Source organism: Ciceribacter sp. T2.26MG-112.2, from assembly GCF_900492205.1.
Classification (GTDB): Bacteria; Pseudomonadota; Alphaproteobacteria; order Rhizobiales; family Rhizobiaceae; genus Allorhizobium; species Allorhizobium naphthalenivorans_A.
In genome coordinates this window covers 41,944-56,259 of sequence record NZ_UEYQ01000009.1, presented here as the reverse complement: position 1 = coordinate 56,259, position 14,316 = coordinate 41,944, and the positions used below count along the sequence as shown (strand labels likewise).

Annotated in this window: 13 protein-coding genes; 11 read left to right on the top strand and 2 right to left on the bottom strand. The window is 65.1% G+C overall.

Annotated features, from left to right (window positions below; genetic code table 11):
* The first annotated feature begins 96 nt into the window (after nt 1-96).
* The 8 genes from DYZ14_RS14515 to DYZ14_RS14480 all read left to right on the top strand — a co-directional run bounded on the left by DYZ14_RS14515 (nt 97) and on the right by DYZ14_RS14480 (nt 8,392).
* Nucleotides 97-945 (top strand): TIGR01459 family HAD-type hydrolase, encoded by an 849-nt coding sequence (locus DYZ14_RS14515; protein ID WP_154721339.1) that lies wholly within the window; start codon nt 97-99, stop codon nt 943-945.
* Nucleotides 946-959: 14 nt separating this feature from the next.
* Nucleotides 960-1,940 carry a bifunctional riboflavin kinase/FAD synthetase gene (locus tag DYZ14_RS14510; RefSeq protein ID WP_154721338.1) on the top strand — a complete coding sequence of 327 codons (981 nt, stop codon included), beginning with the start codon at nt 960-962 and terminating at the stop codon, nt 1,938-1,940.
* Between the two features lie 173 nt (nt 1,941-2,113).
* The gene (locus tag DYZ14_RS14505) at nt 2,114-2,530 is read left to right on the top strand and encodes a YeeE/YedE family protein (protein WP_154721337.1); all 417 of its coding nucleotides are present in this window, start codon (nt 2,114-2,116) and stop codon (nt 2,528-2,530) included.
* Between the two features lie 13 nt (nt 2,531-2,543).
* The gene (locus tag DYZ14_RS14500; RefSeq protein WP_154721336.1) at nt 2,544-2,987 is read left to right on the top strand and encodes a YeeE/YedE family protein; all 444 of its coding nucleotides are present in this window, start codon (nt 2,544-2,546) and stop codon (nt 2,985-2,987) included.
* A 230-nt stretch (nt 2,988-3,217) separates the two neighbouring features.
* Complete coding sequence (ileS, locus tag DYZ14_RS14495; RefSeq protein WP_154721335.1) at nt 3,218-6,187, top strand: isoleucine--tRNA ligase; 2,970 nt, start codon at nt 3,218-3,220, stop codon at nt 6,185-6,187.
* 135 nt (nt 6,188-6,322) lie between these two features.
* The gene (locus DYZ14_RS14490; protein WP_154721334.1) at nt 6,323-6,949 is read left to right on the top strand and encodes a hypothetical protein; all 627 of its coding nucleotides are present in this window, start codon (nt 6,323-6,325) and stop codon (nt 6,947-6,949) included.
* 86 nt (nt 6,950-7,035) lie between these two features.
* Nucleotides 7,036-7,515: a GNAT family N-acetyltransferase gene (locus DYZ14_RS14485; RefSeq protein ID WP_154721333.1), complete on the top strand. Its 480-nt coding sequence runs from the start codon at nt 7,036-7,038 to the stop codon at nt 7,513-7,515.
* A gap of 76 nt (nt 7,516-7,591) precedes the next feature.
* Nucleotides 7,592-8,392, top strand: coding sequence for a GGDEF domain-containing protein (locus tag DYZ14_RS14480; RefSeq protein ID WP_154721332.1), 801 nt, complete (start codon nt 7,592-7,594; stop codon nt 8,390-8,392).
* A gap of 7 nt (nt 8,393-8,399) precedes the next feature.
* Here DYZ14_RS14480 and DYZ14_RS14475 read toward each other — a convergent pair whose 3' ends face one another.
* Nucleotides 8,400-8,849, bottom strand: coding sequence for a nucleoside deaminase (locus DYZ14_RS14475; RefSeq protein ID WP_154721331.1), 450 nt, complete (start codon nt 8,847-8,849; stop codon nt 8,400-8,402).
* A gap of 70 nt (nt 8,850-8,919) precedes the next feature.
* Between DYZ14_RS14475 and DYZ14_RS14470 the strand changes: the two genes are divergently transcribed.
* Genes DYZ14_RS14470 through DYZ14_RS14460 form a run of 3 tightly spaced genes read left to right on the top strand, consistent with a single transcriptional unit; the run spans nt 8,920 to nt 12,443 of the window.
* Nucleotides 8,920-10,956, top strand: a complete 2,037-nt coding sequence (locus DYZ14_RS14470) for a pseudouridine synthase (RefSeq protein WP_154721330.1) — start codon at nt 8,920-8,922, stop codon at nt 10,954-10,956.
* A gap of 6 nt (nt 10,957-10,962) precedes the next feature.
* Nucleotides 10,963-11,523 (top strand): 16S rRNA (guanine(966)-N(2))-methyltransferase RsmD, encoded by a 561-nt coding sequence (rsmD, locus tag DYZ14_RS14465; RefSeq protein ID WP_154721329.1) that lies wholly within the window; start codon nt 10,963-10,965, stop codon nt 11,521-11,523.
* A gap of 23 nt (nt 11,524-11,546) precedes the next feature.
* Entirely contained in the window at nt 11,547-12,443 is an 897-nt protein-coding gene (locus DYZ14_RS14460; protein ID WP_154721328.1) for a patatin-like phospholipase family protein, read from the top strand.
* 8 nt (nt 12,444-12,451) lie between these two features.
* On the opposite strand, the gene DYZ14_RS14455 is transcribed toward DYZ14_RS14460, so the two are convergent.
* Complete coding sequence (locus DYZ14_RS14455) at nt 12,452-14,263, bottom strand: monovalent cation:proton antiporter-2 (CPA2) family protein (RefSeq protein WP_154721327.1); 1,812 nt, start codon at nt 14,261-14,263, stop codon at nt 12,452-12,454.
* Nucleotides 14,264-14,316: the final 53 nt, after the last annotated feature.

The following is a 14,316-nucleotide window of genomic DNA, read 5'->3' as shown; positions in this document are numbered from 1 at the left end:
TCCCGGCAAATTTCCATCCGTGCCGGCAAAGGGCCTTGCCATCGGGGCATTCCTTTGCAATGTCAGCCCGTGCATTTTTACAGTCAGGAACAGCGAATGGCCGAGCGCATTTCCACCTTGAGCGATGTCACCGAGCGTTACGACGTCATCCTCTGTGACGTATGGGGCGTGCTGCACAACGGTATCGACGCCTTTCCTGCAGCCTCGGAAGTGCTGACGGCGGCCCGCGCCGCCGGCGTCTCAGTGGTTCTCATCACCAATTCGCCGCGCCGTTCGCAGGACGTCATCAACCAGTTGCGGATGATCGGCGTCGCCGACACGGCCTATGATAAGATTGTCACCTCGGGCGACGTGACCCGCACGCTGATCGCCGCCGGCCCGAAGAAGATCTTCTTCCTCGGTCCCGATCGTGACCTCAACCTGCTCGACGACCTCGACGTCGTTCGCGTGCCCGCCGAGGAGGCCGAGGCGATCGTCTGCACCGGCTTCTTCGATGACGAGACGCAAGTGCCGGAGGATTATCACGACATGCTGGCGGCCTTTGCCGCCCGTCAGGCGCCGCTGATCTGCGCCAATCCCGACCTCGTCGTCGAGCGCGGCCATCGCATCATCCCCTGCGCCGGTGCGGTCGCCGCCTATTACGAGCAGATCGGCGGCGCGACCCGCATCGCCGGCAAGCCGCACAGCCCGATCTACGAGGCCTCGCTCGCCGCCGCCGAAGCCCACAAGGGCCCGGTCGACAAGAGCCGCGTGCTGGCGATCGGCGACGGCATGCCGACCGACGTGCGCGGAGCGCTGGATGCCGGGCTCGACCTTCTCTACATTTCCGGCGGCATCCATGCCGCCGAATACACCGTCAACGGCAAGCCGGACGAGGCGATCCTCAATGCCTGGCTGAAGCGCGAGAATGCCGCTCCGAACTACTGGATGCAGAGGCTCGCCTGAGACGAGGACTGGCCATGACCGTCTTTCATCGCAACGAGAAGAAGAAGCCGCTGCCGGAAAAGCTGAAAGGCGGGGTGATCGCCATCGGCAATTTCGACGGCGTGCATCGCGGCCACCAGACCGTGCTCAACCGGGCGCTGAAACTGGCGAAGTCGCGTGGCGTTCCCGCCCTGGTGCTGACCTTTGAGCCGCATCCACGCACAGTCTTCAATCCCGACAAGCCGGTCTTCCGGCTGTCGCCGGCGCCGGTTCGCGCCCAGGTGCTCGAGGCCATGGGTTTCCACTCGGTCATCGAATATCCCTTCGACCGCGAATTCGCCTCCCGCTCGGCCGAGGAGTTCGTCCGCTCGATCCTGGTCGAGTGGCTCGGCGCCACCGAGGTCGTGACCGGCTTCGACTTTCATTTCGGCAAGGGCCGCGAGGGCGGCCCCGCCTTCCTGATGGAGGCCGGCAAGCGCAACGGCTTCGGCGTGACGCTGGTCGACGCCTTCCGCGACGAGGGTGCCGAGGTCGTCTCGTCGAGCCGCATCCGCCGGCTGCTTGCCGAGGGCAACGTGTCCGAAGCCGCCGGCCTGCTCGGTTATCGCTTCACCGTCGAGGCCGAGGTCATCAAGGGCCAGCAGCTCGGCCGCACGCTGGGCTATCCGACGGCCAATATGGCGCTTGCGCCGGAAGCGGAGCTGAAGCCCGGCATCTACGCGGTGCGCCTGCGCCGGCCGGACGGCAGCCTGCACGATGGCGTCGCGAGCTTCGGCTACCGTCCGACCGTCACCGACGATGGTGCGCCCCTGCTGGAAACCTTCGTCTTCGACTTCTCCGGCGATCTCTATGGCGAGCACTGTCGCGTGTCCTTCTTCGGCCACCTGCGCGACGAGCTGAAGTTCAGCGGGCTGGAACCGCTGGTCGCGCAGATCCGCAAGGACGAGGAAGAGGCGAGGGCGCTTCTTTCCGGCGTCCAGCCGCTCGGCGAACTGGATGCGAAGATCGCGTTCTGACGAGGCCCAGTTCCGCCGCCATTGTTCGCCACGCGGCTTAATCGCGCAAAAGCATTTCCCCTTCGCTCTGGCAAACATAACGTCATTGCTATGTCTCGCGCGCGCGCCGCGGTAGACTGCCTCCCGCTCCGACCTCCTCCTTTGGCAGAGACTCGTCCTAATCAGGAAATCCCATGACCGAATTCACGCCGCTTCTCTCCTTTGCCGGAGGCCTGCTCATCGGCCTTGCTGCCGTCCTGCTGATGGCGTTCTGGGGGCGGATTGCCGGCATGTCGGCGATCGTCATCGGCGTCTTTCCGCCGCTGGCGAGCGACTGGGCCTGGCGGGCGGCCTTTCTCGTCGGCGCCATCGGCGCCCCGGCACTGCTGGCTCTCTCCGGTTACGAGGCGAGCTTTTCCGTGCCGATCCCGCTCTCGGCCCTGATCGTCGGCGGCCTCGTCACCGGCCTCGGCGTTACCTTCGGCTCGGGTTGCACCTCCGGCCATGGCGTGTGCGGCATGGCGCGCCTTTCGCCGCGTTCGATCGCCGCGACCGCAAGCTTCATGGCCGGCGCCTTCGCCACCGTCTTCCTCGTCCGCCACGTGTTCTAGAAGGAGCCCGACGATGAAATATCTGAGCGCAGTCGCCATCGGCGCGATCTTCGGCATCGGCATCATTCTGGCCGGCATGGCCGACCCCGCCAAGGTCATGAACTTCTTCGACATCGCCGGCACCTGGGATCCGAGCCTCGCCTTCGTCATGGCCGGCGCTCTTCTGGTCACAGCGCCGGGCTATGTGCTGATCCAGCGCCGCCGCAAGCAGCCGGTGTTCGAAAAGGCCTTCCACATCCCGGCCAAGGGCCGCATCGATGCGCGGCTGATCGGCGGCTCGGTCCTGTTCGGCATCGGCTGGGGCATTGCCGGCTTTTGCCCAGGCGGCTCCATTCCCGCGCTCGGCCTTGGGCACCGCGAGGCCTATATCTTCCTCGCCGCCCTGGTGACGGGCATGCTTGCCGCCCGCTGGTTCCTCAAGGCCAATGTCTTCGGCCTCACCCAGCGCACCGCCTGATCATTTGCCGCGCCGCACCTCTTCCTTTTCGCCGCAAAACCCCTTAAACAACGCCCACAATGACCAGGGTTCGGCTGACCATATCCCTTCGAATTATGGGCCCGGCCTTCCGCGCGCTGTGAAAGCTGCCGGAGGGTCCGGGTTTTCGGCGTTTATCTGAACGCTCTCCGTCACCGCGATTTACACGACCAATGCGCGACCCGTTCCGGGCGCCCCTCGATGGCAAGATCATGACCGATACCACTGAAAAAGTAGACTATTCCTCCACCCTCTACCTGCCCCAGACCGAATTCCCGATGCGCGCCGGACTGCCGCAGAAGGAGCCGGAAATGGCAAGGAAGTGGAAGGACATGGAGCTCTACAAGAGACTTCGCGCTTCCGCTGCCGGCCGCGAGAAATTCGTCCTGCATGACGGCCCTCCCTATGCCAACGGCAACATCCACATCGGCCATGCGCTGAACAAGGTGCTGAAGGACGTCATCACCCGCTCGTTCCAGATGCGCGGCTATGATGCCAACTATGTGCCCGGCTGGGATTGCCACGGCCTGCCGATCGAATGGAAGATCGAGGAAGCCTATCGCGCCAGGGGCAAGGACAAGAACGAAGTCCCGGTCAACGAATTCCGCAAGGAATGCCGCGAATTCGCCCAAGGCTGGATCGACATCCAGTCGGAAGAATTCCGCCGTCTCGGCATCGAGGGCGATTTCGACCGCCCCTACACCACCATGAACTTCCACGCCGAAAGCCGCATCGCCGGCGAACTCCTGAAGCTCGCCATGTCCGGCCAGCTCTATCGCGGCTCCAAGCCGATCATGTGGTCGGTCGTCGAGCGCACCGCGCTGGCGGAAGCCGAGGTGGAGTATCACGAGGTCGAGAGCGACACGATCTGGGTGAAGTTCCCGGTCAAGTATCTGGTGGGTGGGGCCGGACCGGCGTGGGGTGGGATTGAACTCTCTAGTCCCCCGACCGATGAAGAGATGCATCATGTATTCCCTGGCGACTTCGTGGTGATCTGGACGACTACTCCTTGGACGATACCAGGTAACCGGGCGATCTCGTTCTCATCGCGTGTTCGATACGGGCTCTACAAGATAACAGCTGCTGAAAACTCATTTGGTCCTCGACCGGGCGAACGTGTGATTTTCGCCGACAATCTTGCGAAGGAGTGCTTCGCGAAGGCGAAGGTGGAAGCCGAACGATTGTACGATGTGCCAAGCCAGGTATTGGCAGGTCTACGTTGCGCCCACCCGTTGGCCGACTTGGGCTACACATTCGACGTTCCTCTGCTCGACGGCGACCACGTCACCGACGACGCCGGTACCGGCTTCGTGCACACCGCGCCCGGCCATGGCCGCGAGGACTTTGACATCTGGATGCACCATGCCCGCGAACTCGAGGCGCGCGGCATCTCGTCCAAGATCCCCTTCACCGTCGACGACGCCGGTTTCTACACCGAGGATGCGCCGGGCTTCGGTCCGTCAGCCGAGGGCGGTCCCGCTCGCGTCATTGACGACAACGGCAAGAAGGGCGATGCCAACAAGCGCGTCATGGATGCCCTGATCGCGGCGAACAACCTGTTTGCCCGCGGCCGCGTCAAGCATGACTATCCGCATTCCTGGCGCTCCAAGAAGCCGGTCATCTTCCGCAACACGCCGCAATGGTTCGTCTACATGGACAAGGACCTCGGCGACGGGACGACCCTGCGCTCTCGCGCCCTCTCGGCCATCGACGACACGCGTTTCGTGCCGGCCGCTGGGCAGAACCGCCTGCGCGCCATGATCGAAGGCCGCCCGGACTGGGTGCTGTCGCGTCAGCGCGCCTGGGGCGTGCCCATCTGCGTCTTCGCCGATGCCGCCGGCAATGTGCTGCAGGATGAAGAGGTCAACAAACGCATCCTCGAGGCCTTCGAGAAGGAAGGGGCGGACGCCTGGTTCGCCGAAGGCGCCAAGGAACGCTTCCTCGGCAATGCCCATGACGCCGAAAAGTGGCTGATGGTCACCGACATTCTCGACGTCTGGTTCGATTCAGGCTCGACCCACACCTTCACGCTCGAAGACCGCCCGGACCTGAAATGGCCGGCCGACGTCTATCTCGAAGGCTCGGACCAGCATCGCGGCTGGTTCCATTCCTCGCTCCTGGAAAGCTGCGCCACGCGTGGCCGGGCACCCTATAACGCCGTCGTCACCCATGGTTTCATCATGGACGAGAAGGGCGAGAAGATGTCGAAGTCCAAGGGCAATGTTACCGCGCCCCAGGACATCATGAAGGATGCCGGCGCCGACATCCTGCGCCTCTGGGTCATGTCGTCGGACTACGCGGAAGACCTTCGCGTCGGCAAGACCATCATCCAGACCAATATCGACGCCTACCGCAAGATCCGCAACACGATCCGCTGGATGCTCGGCACGCTCGCCCACGACACCGGCGAGGAGATTTCCTATGCAGATCTGCCGGAACTCGAAAAGCTCATGCTGCATCGCCTGGCCGAACTCGACCAGGTGGTGCGCAAGGCCTATGACGATTTCGACTTCAAGCGCATCACCCGCGCTCTGACCGATTTCGCCAATGTCGAGCTGTCGGCCTTCTACTTCGACATCCGCAAGGACACGCTCTATTGCGACGCGCCGTCGAGCCTGAAGCGCCGGTCCGCGCTGTTCGTCATCCGCAAGCTTTTCGACTGCCTCGTCCTGTGGTTCGCGCCGATGATGCCGTTCACCACCGAGGAAGCCTGGCTGTCGCGCGATCCGAATGCCGAGTCGGTCCATCTCGAACAGTTCCCGGCCATCCCGGCCGATTGGTCGAACAATGAGTTGGCCGAAAAGTGGAAAAAGGTCCGCACGGTGCGCCGTGCCGTCACCGGCGCGCTCGAAGTCGAGCGCAAGGACAAGCGTATCGGCTCGTCGCTTGAAGCGGCCCCCGTCGTGCATGTCGGCGATCCGGAGCTGCTGGCCGCGCTCGACGGTCTCGACTTTGCCGAGATCTGCATCACTTCGGGCATCGCAGTCGTCGGCGGAGAGGGCCCGGTCGAGGCCTTCCGTCTCGATGACGGCACCAGGGTCGCGGTCGAGCCGAAGCTTGCCGAAGGCACGAAATGCGCCCGCTCGTGGAAGATCACCAGCGATGTCGGTTCCGACCCGGACTATCCGGACGTCTCGGCGCGTGATGCCCAGGCCTTGCGCGAACTGGCCGCCCGCCATTAACGAAATGTTACCGGATGATTTGCGCTTTTGGCGGTCATCCGGTAAATGTGCCTGAAATTGGCCGAATTCTTCGCTCAGGCGAGTAAGGAAGACAGTCGGCGAAAGCATAACCAGCGGCGAGGCTCGAAGGCATTCATGAAATCGGCAGAATTGTTCAGAGTTGGCGTCGGTATGGCCGGCCTTTTGCTCGCATGCTCCGCACTGACCGGCTGCGTCGGCAGCCCCACCTACGGCACCGACAAGACCGCCATGGAGCAATTGGTCGACGACGTCGGCTCGGCCGTGTCGATCGGCTCGGACCCGAACAAGAACAAGGGCACCAAGTACAATCCGCGCCCGGCTCTGGTCATGCCGCCGGAAACCGCCAAGGCGGAGCTCGCCGCGCCGCAGCAGTCGCTGGCCGGCAAGGACAATCCGGAATGGCTGGAAAGCCCGGAAGAGGCGCGTGAGCGTCTCGTCGCCGAGGCTGACGCCAATGCCGACAATCCGCGCTACCGCTCACCGCTGCTCGCCGGCTACGGCACCAACGGCACGATGACCGAAACGCAAAAGTGGCAGGCCTTCCGCGACGCACGCCAGTTGCAGAAGGGCGCCTATCTCGACCAGCGCCGCTACCTTTCCGATCCGCCGGCCGAATACCGCAAGGCCGACGAAGCAGCCTTGACCGATCTCGGCGAGCCGGAATCCAAGAAGGAAAAGCGCCGCAAGAAGATGGCCAAGGCCGCCAACCAGAACAGGCACTGGTGGCAGCCGTTCCAGTAAGCCGACAGGCTTTCATCTTTCCGTGGACAGGGCAGGGCGCAAGCGGCCTGCCCTTTTTCATGCCCGCATGTTTCGAGGAAATCCCGATGAACTTCACTATCCGTAATGCGACGCCCGACGATGTCGCCACCATCCTGCGTTTCATCACCGAGCTCGCAGTGTTCGAGAAGGCCGGCCATGAGGTCGAGGCGACGGAGGACAGTCTCAAGACCTCGCTGTTCGGCGCCGGCGCCGTCACCGAGGCGGCGATCCTCGAGGCCGATGGCGTGCCGGCGGGTTTCGCGGTCTGGTTCTACAATTATTCGACCTGGCAGGCGAAGAACGGGCTCTACCTCGAGGACCTCTACGTCTCGCCCGACTATCGCGGGTCCGGGGCCGGCAAGCTTCTGCTGCGCCATCTGGCCCGGCGCGCCGTCGAAAAGGGCTGCGGCCGGTTCGAATGGAGCGTACTCGACTGGAACGAGCCGGCGATCCGCGTCTACGACGCGATCGGCGCCGAGCCGCAGACCGAGTGGATCCGCTACCGTCTCGCCGGCGACAAGCTGAAGGAATTCGCGGCGGGGTGAGCGCCCGCGCGTCTCCTGACCCGCGCCGGAGCCCAGCATCACGTTACGTTAACTGGCGATCGGCTAGCGTGCCGCCATGTTCGGCATCAGTAGAATTACATGGATCAAGTCGGCGGTGGCCATGGCGGCCTCCGTGGTCGTTTCCGTGTCCATCGTACTGCTTCTCGTGCCCTTGCTGGGTGGCCATCCGGATGGGCCCGGCTTCTGGATGAGCGTACTCTGCCCCATGGTGATCGGTGGACCGGCGAGTCTCTGGCAGTTCCACCAGAAGGACGTCATCCTGCGTCAGCGCGATGAACTGGCGCGCATGCATGTCGAACTGGAGGATATGCATGGCGAACTTCGGCGCCTGCATGAGGACCTGCGCTTCAAGGCGCGGCGTGATGCGCTGACCGGTGGCCTCAACCGGGAAGCGCTGTTTGCCGCACTGGGTCAGCTTGGCCCCGCACACCGCGGTCCGGCCGCCCTGCTCGTGGCCGACGCCGATCATTTCAAGCGCATCAACGATGCCTTCGGCCATCTCGTCGGCGACGAGGCCCTGCGCCGGATCGCGTCCTCAATCGCGCACGCGACAACCGGCCCAGATGTGTGGGGACGGATCGGCGGTGAGGAGTTCGTCATATTCCTGCAGCCGGCCGACGTGACGCGGGCGCGCGCCGTCGCTGACGCCCTGCGCCAGGCTGTGGCGGACGTCGATCTCGTGGTGGATGGTTGCCCTGTGCCGATCAGCGTGAGCATCGGTGTGGCTTCCATCATCGATGGCTTCGATCCGGTCGACGTCTTCCGTCGGGCGGACGAATATCTCTACCAGGCCAAAGCGGCCGGTCGCGATCGCATCGTCTTCGACGGCCGGGAGCTCGACCCGCTCGCGGCCTGAGCCCCCTTCACCGCCTGTTCTGGAAGAAATTCCGCAGCAAGGTGGCGGATTCCGTTTCCCCGATCCCTGAATAGACTTCGGGCGCGTGATGGCAGGTCGGCTGGGCGTAGAAGCGCACGCCGTTGTCCACCCCGCCGCCCTTCGGATCTTCCGCGCCATAATAGAGACGGCGGATGCGGGCGAAGGAAATGGCGGCCGCACACATGGTGCAGGGTTCGAGCGTGACATAGAGATCGGCGCCAGCAAGCCTCTCGTCGCCGATTGCCTCGGCAGCACGGCGGATCGCCAGGATTTCGGCGTGCGCGGTAACGTCGTTTTGCGCCCGCGTCTCGTTTCCGGCCCGCGCGACGATCCGGCCATCCGCCACCACGACCGCGCCGATCGGCACCTCGCCGCGTTCGCCGGCCATCTTCGCCTCATCGAGCGCCGCAACCATGAATCCGTCCGTCTGCGCCACGTCCACAACTTTCCTCTTAACCAAGGCGCCCTGACCTGCTAGGACAGCCCAAACCACAGGCAAACAGCAAATGACATTCAAAGACAAGTCCAGGCGCCCCGGACCGAAAACGTCCGACCGCGGCGGCAAGCCGCTCACCCGCAAGCCGAGCACGGCATCCGACAAGCCTGCGCCAAAGGCAGCCAAGCCGCAGGCCGCGATCGCCGCGGAAGATGGCGTAAAGCCGGAGCGCATTTCCAAGCTGCTCGCCCGCGCCGGCGTCGCCTCGCGGCGCGACATCGAGCGCATGGTCATGGAAGGCCGCGTCACGCTCAACGGCAAGGTGCTCGATACGCCCGTCGTCAACGCGACCTTTGCCGATACGATCGAGGTCGACGGCCAGCCGATCCGCGGCATCGAGCGCACACGTCTCTGGCTCTTTCACAAGCCAGCCGGCCTGGTGACCACCAATTCCGATCCTGAAGGCCGCCCGACGGTGTTCGAAAACCTGCCGGAAGAACTGCCGCGCGTCATGTCCATCGGCCGCCTCGACATCAACACCGAGGGTTTGCTGCTGCTCACCAATGACGGCGGCCTGGCCCGCGTGCTCGAACTGCCGACCACCGGCTGGCTGCGCCGTTACCGCGTGCGCGCCCATGGCGAGATCGACCAGCCGGCGCTCGACAAGCTGAAGGAAGGCATTGCCGTCGACGGCGTACTCTACGGCGCGATCGACGCGACGCTCGACCGCAAGCAGGGTCACAATGTCTGGATCACCATGGGCCTGCGCGAAGGCAAGAACCGCGAGATCAAGAACGTGCTCGGCGCGCTCGGTCTCGAGGTCAACCGCCTGATCCGCATTTCCTACGGCCCCTTCCAGCTCGGCGACCTGCCGGAGGGCAAGGTCGTCGAGGTGCGCGGCCGCATGCTGCGCGACCAGCTCGGACCCCGCCTGATCGACGAGGCGAAAGCCAATTTCGATGCGCCGATCTTCGACCATGGCGGCGTCGATGAGGAAGAGGAGGCCGCTCCCGCCAAGGCGCGGCCGGCGAAGTCCGAATGGGCGCGCGAGGAAAAGCCGCGCGCCGAAGGCCGGCGTGAGGGAAAGCCCGAAGACCGCCGCGAGCAGGCGCTCGGCCGTCTCGACACGCGTCGCGACGAACCGCGCGGCAAGCCGCAGGGCAAGCGCGCCGGCGACGATCGCGGCAAGGGTGGCTTCGGCGACAAGCGTGCCTCCGGCCCGCGTTCCGATCGCAGCGACAGCCGCGGCGATTTCGCCGACAAGCCGCAGCGCCGCACGCCGGGATCTTCGCGCACCGCCAATGTCTGGATGGCGCCCGGCGCCCGTCCTGTGTCGGAAAAGAAGGCTGGCGAGGCAGCCGCGGCCGAAAAGCGTCCGGCCCGTGCCCGCCCCGACGGCGGCACCGACAATCGCTATGGCCGGACCAAGGACGGCAAGCCGACCAAATCGTCCAACCGTTTCGATCCGGACCGCAAGGGCAAGTCCGATTTCGGCCGTCCCGATCCCGGTCCGCGCGTGCTGGTCAGCCGCACCCGCGACGAAGAGGGCGAATGGATCCGCGCGGAGGAGCCGGCGCGCCGCAATGACGAAGGTTTCGGCGGCAAGCGCGGCTTTGGCGACCGTCCCGATCGCGGTGACCGGTCCGAGCGTCCGGCGCGCACCGGCGACCGTCCTCGCAGCGACCGCCCGCGCGGCGACGGCCCCCGCGAGGGTCGCCCCTACGAGGCACGCGCGCGTGACGACCGCCCGCGTGGCGACCGACCCTTTGGCGACAAGCCGCGAGGCCCGCGCAGCAATGACGAGCGTCCGCGCAGCGACCGCCCGCGCGGCGACGGCCCCCGCGAGGGTCGCCCCTACGAGGCACGCGCGCGTGACGACCGCACGCGTGGCGACCGACCCTTTGGCGACAAGCCGCGCGCGCCTCGCAGCGACAACCGCCCGGCAGGCGACCGTCCGTTTGGCGACAAGCCCAGGGGCAGCAAGCCCTTCGGCGCCAAGCCCGGCGCAAAACCCGGCGGGTCCAAGCCGTTTTCCGGCAAGCCCGGCGGCCGTCCCGGTGGCGGCAAGCCTTCGGGCAGCCGCGGTCCTGCAAAGGGCAAGAGGTAAGCGGCGATGCGGATCGTCGGCGGTGAGTTTCGCGGCCGTGTCCTGGCCGCGCCGAAATCCAACACCATCCGGCCGACCACCGACCGGACGCGCGAGAGCCTGTTCAACATTCTTGCGCATGCCCATCCGGGCGTGCTCGATGCCACCCGTATGCTCGATCTCTTCGCCGGCACGGGGGCTGTCGGCATAGAGGCGCTGTCGCGCGGCGCCAAGTCCGCCCTGTTCGTCGAAAACAGCGTCGAGGGCCGCAGCCTGCTATGGGAAAACATCGACGCGCTCGGCCTGCATGGCCGCGCTCGCATCCTGCGCCGGGATGCGACGGATCTCGGCCCGGCCTCCAATATCGAACCGTTCGACCTGGTGTTTGCCGACCCGCCCTACGGCAAGGGGCTTGGCGAGAAGGCGCTCTTTGCCGCCCATGCCGGTGGCTGGCTGAAGCCTGGCGCCGTTACGATCCTCGAAGAGCGGGCCGATGTCGAGGTCATGGTGGACCCGGTGTTCAAGTTCATCGAGGACCGCAGCTTCGGTGACACGAAAATGTACTTCTTTTCCTATAGGCCTGCCTGACGTCCCTCGCGCAAGAGCCCTCCATGTCAGCCAAGTTAGAAGAGAATGCCCTGACCCTTGCGCCTCCGCCGCTTGCCCGCTCTTCCGGCGGGCCGCGTATCGGCCTGGCGCTCGGCGCCGGCGGGGCGCGCGGCTTCGCCCAGATCCCGGTGATCGAGGCCTTCGATGAACTGGGCATCAAGCCGGCGGCGATCGCCGGATCGTCGATGGGGGCCATTCTCGGGGCCGGCATGGCCGCCGGCATGACGGGCCGGGAGATCCGTGACTACGCCATCGACACCATCGGCCACCGCGCAAACGTTGCCAATCGCCTGTGGAATCTCGGGCCGTCTACCATGCGCGATGCACTGGGCGGCTTCAAGCTCGGCCAGTTCAACCTCGAGCGCATCCTGCGGGCCTTTCTGCCCAAAGAGATTCCGGGCGATTTCGCCGGGCTGGCGATCCCGTTCAAGGTGATCACGACGGATTATTACGGCCAGTGCGAAGTGGTCTGCGAGACCGGCGATCTCTACGAGGCGCTCGCGGCATCCGCCGCCATTCCGGCGCTGTTCATGCCGATCCAGCGCGACGGCCGGCTGATGATCGACGGCGGCATCTTCAATCCGGTGCCCTATGACCACCTCGCCGATGTCGCCGACATCGTCGTCGGCGTCGATGTGATCGGCGGGCCGGACAGTGCCGGCAGCTATGTGCCAAACCGGATCGACAGCCTGTTCGGCGCGACGCAGCTGCTGATGCAGGCGAACATCGCGCTGAAGATGAAGCTCAAGCAGCCGGACATTTTCCTGCGTCCCGACGTCAATGCCTTCCGGGTGCTGGATTTTCTGAAAGCCCGCCAGATCATCGAGGCCAACGAGGTGCTGAAGGACCAGTTCAAGCGCGAACTGGAACTGCGGATCGAGGATTTCATCCGCCGCTGAAGCTCGCCTCAGGCGCCGTCCTGGTCGGCATCGACGGGGTCGGGCTCGGAAAGGGCCGTTGCCCGTTTCGGCTTGACCAGCGGCTCGGGGCGGACCGGGCGGTTATGCAGCATGTGGCGGCCGGCGTGCAGGCCTTCCGCAACCTGGATCTTCAGCCGCTCCTCGTCGCGGCGGCGAATGTCCTCGCCGATCGCATAGGCCTCGTCCTCGCTGACGCCCAGGGCCTCGATCGTCCGACGGCCGAACAAAAGCCCGGACTCCAGCGTCTCGCGCAGCTCGTATTCGACGTCGCGCTTTCTGAGCGAAATGCTGTGGACCCGGTCGTAAGCCCGCACGAACAGCCGCGCATCGGGATATTCGGCCCGGATCATGTCGACGATCCGGTCGGTGATCTCGCGTTTCTGGGTGCAGACCGCGATGACCTTCGCCCGTTCGATACCCGCGGCGCGCAGCACGTCGAGACGTCCGCCGTCGCCGAAATAGATGCGGAAGCCGAAGGATGCGGCCTGGCGGATGCGATCCGCCGAATCGTCGATGATGGTCACGTCGCGGCCGCTGGCGAGCAGGATCTGAGCGGCGATCTGGGCAAAGCGGGAGAAGCCGATGATCAGCACATCGGAGCCGGCGCCCTCGAAATCCTCCTCGATCTCCTCGCGCGTCTCCTCGCTGATCAGGCGGCGGGTGATGATCGAGCCGAACGGCATCAACGCCATGGAAAGCGTGACGATGGCAATCAGCAGCGACGAGGTGGCGGTGCTGATCAGTCCGCCGACGGCGGCCGTGGTGAACAGCACGAAACCGAACTCGCCACCCTGCGGCAGCAGCAGCGCAATGCGTATCGCATCGTCGTGGCCGGAGCCCGTTGTCCGACAGAGGCCGTAGAGAATGCTCGCCTTGATCGCCATCAGGGCCGGGACGGCGATCAGGACGACGGCGAGATTGTTCCAGATGACGTCGAGTTGCATGGAAAGCCCGACCGCCATGAAGAACAGTGCCAGCAACAGGCCGCGGAATGGTTCGATGTCGGCCTCGAGCTCGTGCCGGTAGGAGGATTCCGCCAGCATTACCCCTGAGAGGAAGGCGCCCATGGCCATGGACAGGCCGACCGCGTGCATCAGCATGGCCGACCCGAGGACGACGAAGAGGGCAGCGGCAATCATCACCTCGCGCGCGCCGGTGCGGGCGATCACCTGGAACAGCGGGGTCAACAGGAAACGCCCGGCCATGATCGTCGCCAGGATGGCGGCGATCGATATGGCAATGTCGACGAGCGCGGATTGACCGTCTCCTTCGGTGTTTCCGCCAAGGATCGACACCATGGCAAGCAGGGGGACGATCGCGATGTCCTGCAAGAGCAGGATCGAAAAGGCGCGCTGTCCGTGCCGGCTGTTCAATTCATTGTTGTCGTTGAGGATCTGCAGCGCGAAAGCGGTCGATGACAGCGCAAGGCCGAAGCCGGCCACCAACCCTCCGCGCCAATCCGTGATGCCTGCCATGACGCAGGCGCCGGTCAGTACCAGGCCGGTCAGCACCACCTGTCCGGTGCCCAGCCCGAATATGTCATGGCGCATGTGCCAGAGCCGCGTCGGCTTCAGTTCCAGCCCGATGATGAACAGCAGGAACACCACCCCGAGCTCGGCCACGGCGAGAATGTCTCCGCTGCCGGTAATGAGATGGGCGATCGGACCGATCACGACGCCGGCGGCCAGATAGCCGAGCACCGTGCTCAGTCCGAGCTTGCGGAAGACCGGTGCCGCGACGATGGCGCCGCCGAGCAACAGCAGCGTTTCGGCGAAAAGCGCCTCGGCTCCGGTCGACAATCTGTGGCTCTCCTGCGTTTGTGATCGCCTATGGCCGGTGAATCACCGGGCGA

What these genes read in the sequence shown, in the direction of transcription:
- DYZ14_RS14510 (WP_154721338.1), top strand. Translation starts at nt 960, where the DNA reads ATGACCGTCTTTCATCGCAACGAGAAGAAGAAGCCGCTGCCGGAAAAG.
- DYZ14_RS14515 (WP_154721339.1), top strand. Translation starts at nt 97, where the DNA reads ATGGCCGAGCGCATTTCCACCTTGAGCGATGTCACCGAGCGTTACGAC.
- DYZ14_RS14460 (WP_154721328.1), top strand. Translation starts at nt 11,547, where the DNA reads ATGTCAGCCAAGTTAGAAGAGAATGCCCTGACCCTTGCGCCTCCGCCG.
- DYZ14_RS14470 (WP_154721330.1), top strand. Translation starts at nt 8,920, where the DNA reads ATGACATTCAAAGACAAGTCCAGGCGCCCCGGACCGAAAACGTCCGAC.
- ileS (WP_154721335.1), top strand. Translation starts at nt 3,218, where the DNA reads ATGACCGATACCACTGAAAAAGTAGACTATTCCTCCACCCTCTACCTG.
- DYZ14_RS14480 (WP_154721332.1), top strand. Translation starts at nt 7,592, where the DNA reads ATGTTCGGCATCAGTAGAATTACATGGATCAAGTCGGCGGTGGCCATG.
- rsmD (WP_154721329.1), top strand. Translation starts at nt 10,963, where the DNA reads ATGCGGATCGTCGGCGGTGAGTTTCGCGGCCGTGTCCTGGCCGCGCCG.
- DYZ14_RS14500 (WP_154721336.1), top strand. Translation starts at nt 2,544, where the DNA reads ATGAAATATCTGAGCGCAGTCGCCATCGGCGCGATCTTCGGCATCGGC.
- DYZ14_RS14490 (WP_154721334.1), top strand. Translation starts at nt 6,323, where the DNA reads ATGAAATCGGCAGAATTGTTCAGAGTTGGCGTCGGTATGGCCGGCCTT.
- DYZ14_RS14505 (WP_154721337.1), top strand. Translation starts at nt 2,114, where the DNA reads ATGACCGAATTCACGCCGCTTCTCTCCTTTGCCGGAGGCCTGCTCATC.
- DYZ14_RS14485 (WP_154721333.1), top strand. Translation starts at nt 7,036, where the DNA reads ATGAACTTCACTATCCGTAATGCGACGCCCGACGATGTCGCCACCATC.